The organism is Mesorhizobium amorphae, from assembly GCF_014843845.1.
Lineage (GTDB): Bacteria > Pseudomonadota > Alphaproteobacteria > Rhizobiales > Rhizobiaceae > Mesorhizobium > Mesorhizobium amorphae_A.
On the sequence record NZ_JHQS01000063.1, the window covers coordinates 40,081 to 54,243 of the forward strand.

Here is a 14,163-nt window from a genome sequence, read left to right on the forward strand (position 1 = left end):
CCAACCCGGCCTCCGGCTGGAAATCAGCCGGAAGCCAGTGCTCGGGAGGAGCCTTGCCCGTGTTCAGCCTCCAGCGGTCGCGGATAGCTGCAGTTTCTGCTTGGCGCCATGCGCCAGGGTTTCCAGGATCAGGGCGCAGGATGTGGCGCCGGCGTCGAGGACACCGACCGAGCGCTCGCCGAGCCGGCTGGCGCGGCCGATCCGCGCCACCAGATCCTTTGTGCTGTCGCGGCCTTTTTCAGCCGCGACGACCAGTGCATCCAGGGCTTCCGGGAACGGCTTGCCGCCGGCATTGGCGGCGTCGAAGGCCTCGATGGCCGGGACAAGGGTATCGAGCAGCGTCTTGTCGCCGACCTTGGCCGAGCCGATCGACTGGATGCCGTTGAGACCGTTGCTGAGCATGGCGCTGAACGTCCTGGCATCGATGGACGAGGAACCTTCGATCGTTTCGGCGAATTGCGTGAACATGACGCCATAGAGCGGACCCATCGAGCCACCGATCTCGGTCATCAGCACGGTGCCCAGCGTGTCGAAGGCCGTGGCCAGCGACATGTCGTTGCCGCGGATCCTGTCCGCCGCCATGCCGAAACCCTTGGCCATGTTGACGCCGTGGTCGCCGTCACCGATCTTGCCGTCGATCTCGCTGAGATAGGCCCGGTTCTCGATGATCCTGTCGGCCAGCGAAAGAACGATGTCGCCGGCGGAAGCGTTTTCAAACTGCTGCATGCGCCTGTTCCTAAAGCCTTGCCGGACAATCGACATCGACGTCCAGCAATCGTTTCAACTCGGTGTCGAGAGCCATGACCGTGAGCGTGGCGCCGACCATTTCCAGCGAGGTGAAATAATTGCCGATATAGGTCTTGTGGATGGTCAAGCCGCGTCCGCTGATCTCCGTCTCGATCGTGTCGTTGAGGATGTAGAGCTCGTTGACCGGGGTCGCGCCGAGGCCGGACACAAGCACCGCCACTTCCGTGCCGGCCGCCAGATCGTGATCGTCAAGGACGACCTTGACCATTTCGCGCGCTATCTCGGCTGCCGGCTTCAGCGGCTCGACACGCACACCCGGTTCACCGTGATGGCCGATGCCGACTTCCATAGTACCCGGCTCGATCAGGAAGTTGGGATGCCCGACCGCCGGCAGCGTGCACGGGCCAAGGCCGACACCGATCGAACGGCAATTGTCGATCGCCCGTTGCGCGATCGCCTGCACCTCCTCGAGGCCGGCGCCTAGCGCGGCCTTGGCGCCCGCGCATTTCCACATGAAGATCTCGCCGGCGACGCCACGGCGCTTCTCGCGCTCTTCCGGTGGCGCCGAGCAGACATCGTCATTGGCGACGACGGTAGCGATCTCGATGTCTTCCTTGGCCGCGAGCTTTATGGCCATTTTCACGTTCATGTTGTCGCCGGCGTAGTTGCCATAGAGGCAGACGACACCCTTGCCGCCATTGGCTTCGCGCGCGGCGTCGAGGAAGCTCTTTGCGGTCGGCGACGAGAACAGCTCGCCGACCGCAACCGCGTCCAGCATGTTGCGGCCGGTGTAGCCGATGAAGGCAGGCTCGTGGCCGGAGCCGCCGCCGGTGATCACGCCGACCTTGCCGCCGACCGGCGCATGGCGGGCGGCGATGACGCGCGGGTTGCTGCCCAGCCTGACCAGGTCGGCATGCGCCTTGACGAAGCCCTTGACCGTATCCTCGACGACCTCGTCGGGATTGTTGATGAACCGCTGCATTGTTACTCCGATCCTTCGCCGCTCAGACAATGGTGTAGCCGCCGTCGACCAGGAGGTCGGCGCCGTTGATCATGTCGGCGCCGTTCGACGCCAGGAACACCGCTGCCGCGGCGATCTCCTGCGGAAAGGCGAAGCGCCCGGTCGGAATGCGCTGCTTCAGCGCCTCGCCGCGCGGGTTGTCCCAGGCCTTCCGGCCGAGGTCGGTGAGAACTACCGTCGGCGAGATCGTGTTGACCGTGATGCCGTGCTTGCCCCATTCGGCGGCGAGCGTCTTCGACAGGCCGATGACGCCAAATTTCGAGGCGCAATAGGCGGCATGCTGGTCGATCGCGACGCTGCCGGCCTGCGAGGCCATGTTGATGATCTTGCCGCCCTTGGCGGCCTTGATCAGGGCGCGCCCGGCGGCCTGGCAGACAAGAAACGTTCCCTTGAGATTGATGTCGATCGTCTTGTCCCAGGCGTCGAGGGTGAGTTCCTCGGCGGGAGCAAGGATGGCGACGCCGGCGCTGTTGACGACGATGTCGATTTGGCCGAAAGCCGCTTGCGCCGCGGCGAACACCGCTTCCACGGACTGTGGATCGGCCACGTCGCAGACGAAGGATTTCGCGCCATCGCCGAGTTCGTCGGCCTTCGCCCGCGCAACCGATTCATTGATATCGATCACGCCGACGACGGCCCCTTTCGCGGCAAATGCCGACGCAATGGCACTGCCGATGCCGGAGGCGCCGCCAGTGACCAGGGCGACCTTGCCGGCCAGCGAAAAATTGAGATCGACGTCTATTGAATCGGTCATGTTTTTCTTCTTCCAGTCCTGATGGAAAGTGGGGCGGGCGTTCAGCCCGCCCCACGGTTGTATCACTTGCGCGTCGCCAGCAGCTGGTCGACGTTTTCAGCCGTCACCGGCGTCCACGGGACATTGTAGATCTTCTCCTTGCCGTCGTTCCACGGCATGTCCTTGTAGGTTGTCCAGATGTCGGACTGAGGCTTGTAGTCACCCTTCTTGGCCTTGAAGATTGCGAGGTCGAGCGCGCCTTGAGCCTGGGCGCGCGCGTCCTGGAGGATCGAGGTCATCTCGCCGGCCTTGACGGCGTGGAGGGCGTCGGTGATGCCGTCGATGCCCGCAATGGCGAAACTCTTGACGTCAAGGCCGGCGGCCTTGATCGCCTCGATCGCGCCGAGGGCCATTTCGTCGTTCTGGCCGATGACGCCGTTGATCTGCTTCGGGTGGGCCGTCAGCCAGTTCTCCATCAGCGTCTGGGCTTCGGCGCGCGACCAGTTTGCCGTCTGGTCCTCGAGAACCTTGACGTCAGGGCATTCGGCAAGCGCCTTCTTGTTGCCTTCGAGGCGGGAGATCTGCGCGGACTGGCCGACCGGCCCCTCGAGGATGACGACGTTGCCCTTGCAGCCGATCTTGTCGAGCACGGTCTTGGCTTCCATGTAGCCCGAGATCGTGTCGTCTGATCCGACATAGGAGGTCAGCAGATCGGAATTGACGCGGGTGTTCGAGCCGATGACCGGAATGCCGGCGTCGGCGGCCGACTGTACGGCAGCGGCGCCGGCGTCGACGTCGATCGGCGCGAAGATGATCGCATTGTATTTCTGCGTGACCATCGTCTTGAACTGGTCCTGCTGGACCAGCGCATCATAGCGGCCGTCAAACACCGTCAGCTCGACTTCGCCGCTCTTGACGGCCGGGTGCTCCTGAAGCGCCGCCGCCCAGATCTGCATGAATTCCGCATTCAAGCCGTAGGGTGCTGCACCTATCTTGATCTTCTCCTGCGCCATCGCAGACGAGGCCAGCAGCGCGGTCGCGGATGCGAGCGCAATCATCCATCTTTTCATTTTGTTACCTCCACTAAGTGAGCGACCGACATGGTTCGCCTTTCAACGGACGCGCGTGATGCAGGTCCGGTGCCTGAAGGGGGCTGTCGAGTATCGATATTGCCAAAGCGGAATCCGCTTTGGGTCCAAAGCGCTAAGCCCCGTAGTTCCTCTTCTGGTCGAGCATCACGGCGCCAACGATCAGGGCGCCCTTGAGCACTTGCTGGTAGTAGGATTGGATACCCATGAGATCGAGACCGTTGTTCATGACGCCGATGATCAGCGCCCCGATCAATGTGCCGGTGACCCGGCCGACGCCTCCGGAAAGACTGGTTCCACCGATCACCACCGCCGCGATCGCATCGAGTTCATAGGCGATGCCGGCCTGGGGAAGTGCGGAACCGGTACGCGCGCTGAGCAGCATTCCGGCGAAACCGGCAAGCCCGCCGGAGATGACGTAGACGACGAACTGGATGCGGGTGATGTTGATGCCCGAGGTCCTTGCGGCATGCGGATTGCCGCCCACGGCATAGATGTAGCGGCCGAAACGGGTCCGGTTGAGGATCCACCACGAGACGGCGAACACGATCGCGAGAATGATGACCGGAGCGGGTATGCCAAAGACGTCGCCCGTGCCGATCCAGCGGAAAGCCGGCGTCAGCGCGGGAACGGGACGGCCGCCGCCGTAGATGAGGGTCAGCCCGCGCGCGGCCGAGAGCATGCCCAGCGTCGTCACGAAGGCCGGCACCGAAAACCGCGATACGATCAAGCCGGAGACGGCGCCGCAGGCAATGCCGACCAGCAGGCCGATGCCAAGCCCCAGGGCGACGGGATAGGGCGCGCCGGAAATTCCAGCGGTCGCGGAGCTGGTGACGAAACTGGCGCTGACGATGCCGGCAAGCGCGACAACCGAGCCGACGGAGAGATCGATGCCGCGGGTCAGGATGACGAAGGTCATGCCGATGGCGAGGACACCGTTGATCGAAGTCTGCAGCAGCACGTTCGAGATGTTGCCGGCGGTCAGGAAGAACTCGTTCGAGACCGACAGAACCGCCACCAGGATCAGGAAGGCGAGGAAGATGCCGTACTCCTGGACCAACAGCCGTCGCTGCTCGGAACCCAGCCAGCCCTTCGCCTTCTTGTCGTCGCCAACCGACATTACCGGCTCCTCCGCCATTGAGCGAACACCCTGTCCCGGTTCAGGTTGAAAGGTGGACGAGTGATTGGGCATCTGTTTCCTCCCGGCTGAAGATCCCGGCGCTCCTGCCGGCCCGCATCACCATGATCCGGTCCGACATGCCGAGAACTTCATCGATTTCAGAAGAGATCATCACCACCGTGCCGCCGGCGGCGGCGAAGTCGCTGATGATACGATAGATCTCACGCTTGGCACCGACGTCGACGCCGCGGGTCGGCTCGTCCAGCAGCAGGACTTTCGGGCTGCGCAGGAACCATTTGCCGAGCACCACCTTCTGCTGGTTGCCTCCCGAAAGACCGGAGACCGGCATGGTGTCGCGCGCCGCCTTGATCTGGAACTGATCGCGCATGTCGCGGCTTGCCCGCGCCTCGCGAGCCCGGTCCATGGCAAAGGCGGGGCTCATTTCGGGCAGGCTCGCCATGCAGATGTTGGCGCGCACGGAATCGGAGAGATTGAGACCGGTCAGCTTGCGGTCCTCGGTGACCAGCGCCAGGCCAAGCGCCATGGCGTCCGCCGGCTTGGAGATGGTGACTTCGGCGCCGTCGACCGTGACGCGTCCCGCCGACGGTTTGTCGAGCCCGAACAGGCAGTTGAAGATTTCCGTTCGCCCGGCGCCCATCAGGCCGTAAATGCCGAAGATCTCGCCCTTTCGGGCCGAGAAGGAGATGTCCTCGATCTTGTTCGGGCAAGAGAGGGCGACGACCTCGATGCCGGTTTCCGGCGTCGGCGCGTTGGTCTTGACGTACTCCTCCGACAGCTCGCGCCCGACGATCATGCGGATGAGGCCGGGCCGGTCGATGTCGGCAAGCGCCCCGCTGCCGACATAGGCGCCGTCGCGAAAGACCGTGTAGGAATCGGCGATCTGGAAAATCTCCGACAGGCGGTGTGAGACATAGACGATGCCGCGCCCTTGCGTCTGCAGCCGGCGGATCGCGTCGAAGAGGTGTTGGGCCTCCCGCTCGCCGATCGCCGACGTCGGCTCATCCATGAAGATGACCTCCGCGTCGTGACTGAGCGCCTTGGCGATCTCGACCAACTGCATCTGCGCGACCGAGAGGTTCATCATGTAGCTTGTGGCGCGAATATCGAATTCGAGATCGTCCAGCAGCTTTTGCGCGGACCGGTTCATCGCCCGGAAATCGATGCCGCCGAAGCGCGCCTTGGGCTCGCGGCCGAGATAGATGTTTTCGGCGACCGTCATGTGGGGAACGGGGCTGAGTTCCTGTTCGATGATGGCAATGCCCGAGGCCAGTGCGTCGGCCGGGCTTGTGAATTCCACCTCCTTGCCGCGACGGCGGATGGCGCCGGCATCGCGCTTGAAGATGCCCATCAGGATCTTGAGGAAGGTCGACTTGCCGGCGCCGTTGCCGCCGCAGAGTGCATGAACCGTGCCGGCTCGAAGCTGAAAGCGGCCGTCGCGCAAGGCGGCGACGCCACCAAAGGACTTTTTCAGCCCTTCCACCTCGAGCAAAAGCTCCACGCCGTTCTCCTCCCACGCATTCGGCAACCCCGTTTGGGGTGATCGACACCAGAGCTCCCCGTCTCCAAATGTCGACGCTGACAATAGTCAGATCGTGATCGACAAATGTCAAGTGAATGATTTTGCGATGCCTGGATTGACGGTTTTCCGCCGTGCGTCCAACCTCATTGGCAAAAGTAAATTCATGCCGCTGACCAAGGCTCTGCCCCCAGGCAGGACGCCGGGAACAGGCTTCTTCCAGGACATCCAGACCCTATGACGCGACCGGTGGAACAGCTTCTTACCCAGCTCCATGCGCGGTTCGACACCGCTTCTGTCCTGGTTGGTGACGCGGTCGATCCGCGTTACAGCGACGACCTTTCCGGAAAGAATGGAGTGCGCCCCGAGCTCGTCCTGCGTCCGCGCACCACGACGGAGGTGGCTGAGATGCTGCGGCTCTGCAACGGCATCGGACAGCGGCTTGTCGTCCATGGCGGCCGCACTGGCCTTGCCGGTGCGACGCGCGTCGAGCCGGGCGAGGCGGTGCTGTCGCTAGAGCGGATGACGGCGATCGAGGCGCCAGACCGCGAGGCAGCGACAATCGTCGCCGAAGCCGGCGTGCCGCTGGAGGTGGTTCAGGACGCGGCCGATGCGGCCGGCCTGCTGTTCGGCGTCGATATCGGGGCGCGGGGAACGGCCACCGTGGGCGGCAATGTCGCCACCAATGCCGGCGGCATTCGCGTGCTGCGCTACGGCATGTACCGCGCCCAGGTTCTGGGTCTGGAAGCGGTGCTGGCGGACGGATCGATCCTGACCTCGCTAAAAGGTCTGCCCAAGGACAATTCCGGTTACGATCTCAACCAGCTCTTCATCGGCAGCGAAGGCACGCTGGGCGTGGTCACGCGCGCCTGCCTGCGGCTGCACCCGAAGCCGGCCACGGAGGTCAATGCCTTCTGCGCGCTCGCCTCGCTGGAAGCGGCCATCGCGCTGCTCGGGCTGCTCAGGCAACGGCTCGGACCGTTGCTTTCGGCTTATGAGGTGAACTTTTCGCCGCTCTACGGCGCCATGGTCGCCGGCATGCAGGCCCCAGCGCCGCTGCCTGTCGGTTCGCCCGTCTATGTGCTGGCCGAGATACAGGGCACCGAGCCGGACCGGGACAGCGAGCGGTTCGCCGCGGTGTTGATGCAGGCCGTCGAGGAGGGCGTGATCGACGACGTGGTCGTCTCGCAGTCGCCACGCGAGTTCCGCGCACTGTGGGACGTGCGGGAAGACGCCAACCGCTTCCTGTTTTCGATCGAGGGCCTGGTCGGCGTCGACATCAGCATCCCGCTGGCGCGGATGGCAGCGTTCCTTCGAGATGCGGAAGCCGCGATCCGCACCGTCGACCGCAATGCCGAGATCTACGTCTTCGGTCATCTCGGCGACGGCAATCTCCACTATCAGGTGCAGACCAGCGAGCCGGCAATGGCCTATGACATCATCTATCGGGGCGTGGCCGCCGCCGGCGGCGCCGTCTCGGCCGAACACGGCATCGGCCTCGACAAGAAGAAGTGGCTGCACCTGGTGCGCAGCGAAGCCGAAATCGCCGCCATGCGGCGCCTGAAGGCGGCCTTCGACCCCAACAACATCCTCAATCCCGGGCGGATATTCGACCCTGCGCCCCGAGGTTTCTAACCCCGGCAGATCGAGCATCGGCTTGGCTCTATGCCGACGCACTGCGCTGCAAATGCATGAAGGATGGCGCCGGTACGCTCGAAACCGTCGACATCATTGCGGACAGCCCGGCTCTGAGCTAATTTAGACCCTGATCAGACGAGGAATGTGCCCGCTGTCGCGACGGCTTTTCTCTCTCTCTTTTTCTGTCTCGGCAGACTGTGACCTCTTTAACAGACCTCGATACCGCAAGCTGCATTCTTGTGGTCTCCAGGTAATAGCAGTTAAGGAATCTGCCATGCTCCGATGCTGCGCGTTCATTGCAGCCTTGATCCTCACGGGGTTCACGGCATTCGAAGCTCGCGCCGATCGAAGGGTTGCCTTTGTCATTGGCAATTCCGATTACCGGGACATTCCGGCGCTGAAGAACCCGGACAGGGATGCCGAGGACGTATCCAAGACGTTTCGGCTGGCCGGTTTCGAGGTCTTCGTCGCCAAGGATCTTACCAAGCTCCAATTCGAGGAGCAGTTTCGCAACTATCTCTCGGCGGCGGACGGCGCGGATCTGTCGGTCGTCTACTATTCAGGCCATGGTTTTCAGGTCGGTGGCGAAAATTTCCTGATCCCGGTCGATGCCTCGTTGAAAAAGGCGGCGGACATCGAGGTCCAGGCCATCAAGCTCAACGATGTGCTGGAGCAGTTGCGTTCGAAGTCGAAGATCCAGGTGATCATCCTCGATGCCTGCCGCAACAATCCATTTCCGCGCAAGGATTACTGGCTGCGAGACCAGCTTCTCACCGCAGGGAATACCGGCCTTGCGCAGGTGCGAAGCTCGCTGAACACCTTGATTGCCTTTGCCACCGAACCCGGGGCGGTTGCCTATGACGGCACCGGCGACCTCAGCCCGTTCTCGGCGGCGTTCTCGCGTCGCGCGCTCGCGCCGAACCAGGAGATCCGCACTGTCATGGCGGCTGTGCGCCGGGATGTGGTCGAGGCCACGAAAGGCGTGCAGGTTCCCTGGGAAAACTCGTCGCTGATCGACGAAGTTGTGTTCATGCGCCGCGCCAACCGCCCATCGCTGCCGCCGGTGCTGGAGAAGGTCGTGTTGTCTGGGGTCGGCCCGGTCGATCTCGGCCTGCCGGAACCAGTCGATGTCGACGGCGGAACAATCACCGTGAGTATCGAGAGACCACCCGCGCTCGGGCGCCTGATGCTGGACGGCAAGCCTGTCGAGGCGGGCGAGCCCATCCAGGGCAGGGACCTGCCACGCCTGAAGATGGATGTCCCCAAGGGGGTCGCCACGCAGGACGAGGTGGACATGCTGGCCTATGCCACGCATGACAATTGGGGCGGCCAATCCCAGGGCATACTGGTGTTCCGCGTCAAAAGCGGCGAAGGCGCCGAGGGCCAGCAGGTCATGGCTTCGCTCGAGGCCGAGCAGAAGCAACAGGTGCTGGAGCGCGGCATTCACATCACCGGCGCGGCCGAGGCGATCGAGAACCGCGACATCGATGTTCCGGTCGGTGTCGGCCCGGTGGCGCTGAACCTGGATTTCCCGACCGACGATCCGGCGGTCAGTCTGAAGGTTTCGGGGTATCCGGCGACGGGAACACTCTCGCTGCCGGATCGAACCCTGTCGCCCGAATCGAGCCTGGTGGCCGGTGAAGTCGACCATTTGCGCTACGAGCCCCAGATCGGCGCCGGCGCGCCGGTCACGGTCGGCTTCGAGATCCGGGCGGACGCCAGCTCGTCCAAGCCCGCCACGATGAAATTGTCGCCGACGGTCGACCCCTGCGATACGGCCGCCGGAGAACCGCTCGACCTGCAAGGTGTCGTCCCCGGCCTGCTGCCGAATGAAATCGGCGCCAAGGCGGTGGAAGTCTGCGAGGCCGCGGTGAAGGCTTATCCGGATGTGCCGCGCTTTCGCTACGAACTGGGGCGCGCGCTGCTTGCGGCCGGCAAGGTCGAGGAAGCGAAGACGGCCGTCGAGGAGGCCGCCAAGAAGGGACATGTGCGCGCCGTGTTCGAACTCGGCTACATGTATGCGACCGGAACCGGAATGGCCATCGACCGCACGCAAGCCAATGCCCTCTACAAGGCGGCGGCCGACAAGGGCGATCCCTATGGCATGACGTCCTGGGGCCGCGCCCTGTTCAATGGCTATGGCGTCAAGCCCGATACGGCCAAGGGCCTGGACCTGCTGCTCAAGGCGGCGGCGATGGGGCATACCTACGCCATGAACGATCTCGCCGCGATCTTCACCGAGGGCCGCAACGGCGTGACCGCCGATGCGGCTCGTGCCGTCGCCTTCCTGGAGGCCGGCGTGCAGCGGCAGGACATGTATTCGATGAACCTGCTCGGCCGCAATTACCTCAGCGGTCAGGGCGTGGAAAAAGACCCGAAGCAGGCGCAGGCGCTTTTCCAGAAGGCGATGGAGCTTGGCCAGCCTTACGCTCCGGCCAGCCTTGCGCGCATGTACCGGGATGGCGTTGGCGTAGAGCAAGATCTCGCCGAAGCGCAAAGACTGTTCGAGTTGGCAACCGCGCGCGGCGATCAGTCCGGTGCCTATGACCGCGCGGCGCTCGAACTGCAAAAGGGCGACAAGGTCGATCAGGCCGTCGCCGTGCGTTTCCTTGCATTCGCGGTCGCGCTCGATCAGCGCAAGGAGTTGCCGGACGCCCCGAAGATACTGGCGCAATTTGGAGCGAAGCCGAAAACGGCGGCGCTGGAAGAGCTGCGCCAGGAACTCAAGTCGAAGATTCCCGCGTCCGGTTCGCTGGACGCCCAATTGGTCAAAGTGGCCAGGCGAGTCTGGGAAGAAGCCAATCCGCGTCGGGACGTGTTTTGATCAACTGGGAGGCAATGGTGGGCAGGACATTGAAGCAGGCAATCATCGGAACAATTTTGTCCGGCCTTGTGGCGGGACTCATGGGCTGCACGTCCTTGGTGCCCCAGCCTGAACCTACGCCGCTGGTGGCGAAGCCCCAGCCGAAGGTCGTTCGCACGGTGCCGTCGCCAAAGGTCTTGAAGAAGAAAAACGTCACCACCAAGAAAGTGGTCGAACCGGTTGAGGTGGTCCAGCCGGTTGAAGCCCCTGTAAAGCCTGTCGTTCCCACTTTGGGCGGAAGCGGCGGCGGCGGCGGCGGCGGCTGGGGAGGTTGATCAGTAGGTGTTAGCGGGCAGGCGTTTCCGCCTCGGGCTAATACGTAGCCGCTGATTGGTGCAGCGCATCGATTTCCGCCATCTGGATGCCCATCTCGACAAAGGCGGAGAGAACGGCAGAACGGTCATCGAGCGCGACGCGCGCCAGTCCGGCCAGAATCCCTGCGTTGACGGCATGGGCGGCTGGGAAGGGTTGCAGGTCCGATGCCGCTGCCGGCTCCGCGGCCGCCGGGCCGATATCATCCCATCCCGCGGCCAGGGCGATCCAGCCGCCCGGCGTTACCGGCTGCATTGCGGCGGCCGTGCTCACCGCCGCGCGATGGTGAGGACTGTCGGGTTCGCCGACCCGATCGCGAACCAATGCGAGCAGTTCCTGGTCATTCCCGTCCAGCAGTTCGGTCAGATGGCTCAGGCACTCATGCGCCCACCAGAGTGCGGCCCGCTCGGGAAGCAGATAGGCGCAGAACGTGATCGCCTCCTCCGGCACGCGGCCGGCGAGGAGGGTGCGGCAGAACTCGATCGAAGCCTGTTCGGTCGGCGCCGTGCGCATGTCCCTGGCAATAGCGGGACAAGCCATGAAAAGATCCCGTGCCGTTCTGAATCGGAGCCCGTTGGCCATGGCCGCCACGCTTTCCCCAGGGAATATACGCCACTCAAGCGCCCGGCGAGGCGCGGGTCAAGTCTCTCCTTTGGCTAGGCCGAGGCCGGCCGGCCGCGTGCGTTTGTTCACAGACAATCGCCGCAAGATTTGGTATAATCCGCGGCTGGCAAGATCGGATGCTCAGACAGGAGTAACCGCAATGAATTTCGGCAGTTCAGCCCTCGTGTTGGCGGTCGTGGTTTTTGCGACCCACGCCTCCGCCGATCCAACTCAGAAATCGGAAGACATCGTGAAGTTCTTTGCCGGAGCCGGCAATCTCGGCGCGGCGCGCGGCATCTGCGTCGGCACCGAGGAAGAGTGCGGCAGCAAGAGCGAGACGAACAAGGCGCCGGCCAAGAAATCCAGCCTCGACATGCTGATCAATTTCGGACTGGATTCCGCCGAGCTCGACGCGACCGCCCGCTCCGAGCTCGACGAGTTCGCCAAAGCGCTGAAAGACAGCCGGTTGAGCACACTCAGCTTCGTCGTCGAGGGTTACACCGATGCCTCCGGCTCGGCCCGCTACAATGAGGGACTGTCGCAACGAAGGGCAAAATCGGTGACCGCCTTCCTGACGTCCAGCGGTGTCGAGGCAGCCCGCATCAAGGCGATTGGCATGGGCGAAAACAATCCGCGCGCCCCCAATCCCTATGATCCGGTCAACCGACGGGTGGAGATGCGCATAAGCGCGCAATAACCAGCGCCGGCGCCTGTCGCGCCGGGCTGTCGAACAGAGCCCGGTCCGTCAGTTCTTGTTGAGCGCGCCGCCGACCGCCACGCCGGTGCCGAAGATCAGCGCCTTGGTCAGGAAGTCGTTGTTGTTCTCAGGCGGCGGGGAGTCTTCCCGCCCAACCAAGGTATCGCGGTCGGTGCGCTTCTTCTGAACGACCTGCTGTTGTTTCTTGCGGGGCTTCTGTGCCACCGGCTTTTGCGCGCGGGCCTTCTGCACCGACTGCTTCTTCGGCGGCGCCGGACGGGCCTGATCGGCGGCATGTCTGGCGCGCACGGCGTCCATCATCGGATCCGTCTGGATAACCAGGAACGCCAGTTGCTCGCGCGTCAGGAAGGTGGTCGGCGGCAGACCGTTCTTCTCCTGCCAGTCGCCGATCGCCTGGCGGGTCTTAGGCCCGATGTTTCCGTCAACGCGGCCAAGTTCGTTGCCCAGCGCTTCGACGCGCAACTGCAGGTCGATGCGCCCCTCGCGATCGAGACCGATGGCGCTTTCCGTCAGCTCGGAACCGAGCGCCTGCTTCATGTCGTCCGAAATGCCGACCGACGTGCGCACGGCAGAGCCGGAGTTGGCGTTCGCCTCGTCCGTATCGACTGCTGCGACTTGCCGGTCTTCGGCTTTGGGGTCGTTCAATTCATCGATGCTCAGCCGCGCCACGGTGGCGAAGCGGCCGCTTGGAAACTGCTCGAGATAGGCTTCGTAGAACGGCACCGAGTTGCGCTTGGAGGCTTCATCCCAGAGGCGCTGTTCGACTTCCCAGGACGGAGGCTCACCAACCACCAGGGCAGGAGCGGCTGCCGCCGCGGCGCCGGTCGCGTCGGTGGTCGGCTTTGCCGCAGGCGCCGCCACGACGGGTTTGCCAATGAAGACCTCGCGCCCCAGCGACGCGTTATGCCACGGGCGCTGGCGACCTTTGGTGGTCTCGGTCACTTCACCGCGTACGCGCGTCAGCGCGCTCTGGATCTCAATGCCTGGTTCGGTCAGGTGCCTGGCGAGTGCGGTGGAGTAGGGACTGTTGATACCGTTGCCGTCGAAGGCGATGGCGCCCGGATCCGTCGCGTAGGCAATCAGGATACCGCCGGTGCCGACGCCTTCCGATCTTGCTTCGATCGGCGCCAGGCCTGAGCCCAGCGAGCGCGACTTCGGCAGCGAGGCAGCCAGCGTCCTGGCGAGCGGATTGTCGCGGCAGGCATCGAGGATGATGACGCCGACTGCCGGGTCGGACGGCAATGCCGCCATGAACTCGTCGATCTGGACGGTACGGGTCTTGAGATAGGCGGGCGACGTCAGCTCGGCGTCGACCGGAATGAGGAAATTCTTGCCGTCGACCTGCATGCCGTGGCCGGCATAGAAAATGACGGCAAGGTCGGCATCGTAGGATTGCTCGGTGAACCGGCTGATCAGGCTGTGCATGCCGGCATTGTCCTGATCCACCCCCTCGATTACCTCGAAGCCGGCATTGCGCAGGGTCGATGCGATCAGGTGGGCATCGTTGGCGGGATTGGGCAAGGCAACCGCATGGACGTATTTGCTGTTGCCGATCACCAGCGCCACGCGTTTGACGTCGGGCGCGGCAGCATCGGGTGCTGCAGCCTGGGCGCCAAGCGAGGCTAGGACAAACAGGATAATTCCGCTCACAAGGACGGCGAACGCTTTCATGGATCAGCCCTCCGCCCCACTGGGGCGCGCTATTGTTGTCTGCGCATGCTAAACTTTCACTAGCGACACAGTCGCTTCTGCCAAAACGGCTCTTGAGCGTATGTGATCTCGA

Annotated in this window: 12 protein-coding genes; 4 read left to right on the forward strand and 8 right to left on the reverse strand. The window is 63.8% G+C overall.

Annotated elements, in window-relative coordinates; genetic code table 11:
* Positions 1–63: 63 nt before the first annotated feature.
* The 6 genes from dhaL to DH08_RS29465 form a co-directional block, all read right to left on the reverse strand.
* Positions 64–726: a dihydroxyacetone kinase subunit DhaL gene (dhaL, locus tag DH08_RS29440; RefSeq protein ID WP_192182772.1), complete on the reverse strand. Its 663-nt coding sequence runs from the start codon at positions 724–726 to the stop codon at positions 64–66.
* 10 nt (positions 727–736) lie between these two features.
* Entirely contained in the window at positions 737–1,729 is a 993-nt protein-coding gene (locus DH08_RS29445; protein WP_192182773.1) for a dihydroxyacetone kinase subunit DhaK, read from the reverse strand.
* Positions 1,730–1,751: 22 nt separating this feature from the next.
* Positions 1,752–2,522, reverse strand: coding sequence for an SDR family oxidoreductase (locus DH08_RS29450; protein ID WP_192182774.1), 771 nt, complete (start codon positions 2,520–2,522; stop codon positions 1,752–1,754).
* Between the two features lie 62 nt (positions 2,523–2,584).
* Complete coding sequence (locus DH08_RS29455; RefSeq protein ID WP_192182775.1) at positions 2,585–3,571, reverse strand: substrate-binding domain-containing protein; 987 nt, start codon at positions 3,569–3,571, stop codon at positions 2,585–2,587.
* 133 nt (positions 3,572–3,704) lie between these two features.
* Positions 3,705–4,709, reverse strand: a complete 1,005-nt coding sequence (locus tag DH08_RS29460) for an ABC transporter permease (protein ID WP_192182776.1) — start codon at positions 4,707–4,709, stop codon at positions 3,705–3,707.
* Between the two features lie 40 nt (positions 4,710–4,749).
* On the reverse strand, positions 4,750–6,228 hold the full coding sequence (locus DH08_RS29465; protein WP_192182777.1) for an ATP-binding cassette domain-containing protein: 1,479 nt from the start codon (positions 6,226–6,228) through the stop codon (positions 4,750–4,752).
* Between the two features lie 255 nt (positions 6,229–6,483).
* On the opposite strand from DH08_RS29465, the gene DH08_RS29470 reads away from it, so the two are divergent.
* From DH08_RS29470 to DH08_RS29480, 3 genes are all read left to right on the forward strand, one after another.
* The gene (locus DH08_RS29470; protein WP_192182778.1) at positions 6,484–7,881 is read left to right on the forward strand and encodes an FAD-binding oxidoreductase; all 1,398 of its coding nucleotides are present in this window, start codon (positions 6,484–6,486) and stop codon (positions 7,879–7,881) included.
* Positions 7,882–8,158: 277 nt separating this feature from the next.
* The gene (locus DH08_RS29475; protein ID WP_192182779.1) at positions 8,159–10,708 is read left to right on the forward strand and encodes a caspase family protein; all 2,550 of its coding nucleotides are present in this window, start codon (positions 8,159–8,161) and stop codon (positions 10,706–10,708) included.
* A complete protein-coding gene (locus DH08_RS29480) occupies positions 10,705–11,022 on the forward strand; it encodes a hypothetical protein (protein ID WP_246801039.1) in 318 nt (105 codons plus the stop codon). Before DH08_RS29475 ends, DH08_RS29480 begins: the two co-directional genes overlap by 4 nt.
* Positions 11,023–11,059: 37 nt before the next feature.
* Here the strand turns inward: DH08_RS29480 and DH08_RS29485 are convergent, their stop codons facing one another.
* Complete coding sequence (locus DH08_RS29485) at positions 11,060–11,641, reverse strand: DUF6931 family protein (protein ID WP_192182780.1); 582 nt, start codon at positions 11,639–11,641, stop codon at positions 11,060–11,062.
* A 181-nt stretch (positions 11,642–11,822) separates the two neighbouring features.
* On the opposite strand from DH08_RS29485, the gene DH08_RS29490 reads away from it, so the two are divergent.
* Positions 11,823–12,359, forward strand: a complete 537-nt coding sequence (locus DH08_RS29490; protein WP_192182781.1) for an OmpA family protein — start codon at positions 11,823–11,825, stop codon at positions 12,357–12,359.
* A 48-nt stretch (positions 12,360–12,407) separates the two neighbouring features.
* Here the strand turns inward: DH08_RS29490 and DH08_RS29495 are convergent, their stop codons facing one another.
* The gene (locus DH08_RS29495) at positions 12,408–14,051 is read right to left on the reverse strand and encodes a caspase family protein (protein ID WP_192182782.1); all 1,644 of its coding nucleotides are present in this window, start codon (positions 14,049–14,051) and stop codon (positions 12,408–12,410) included.
* Positions 14,052–14,163: the final 112 nt, after the last annotated feature.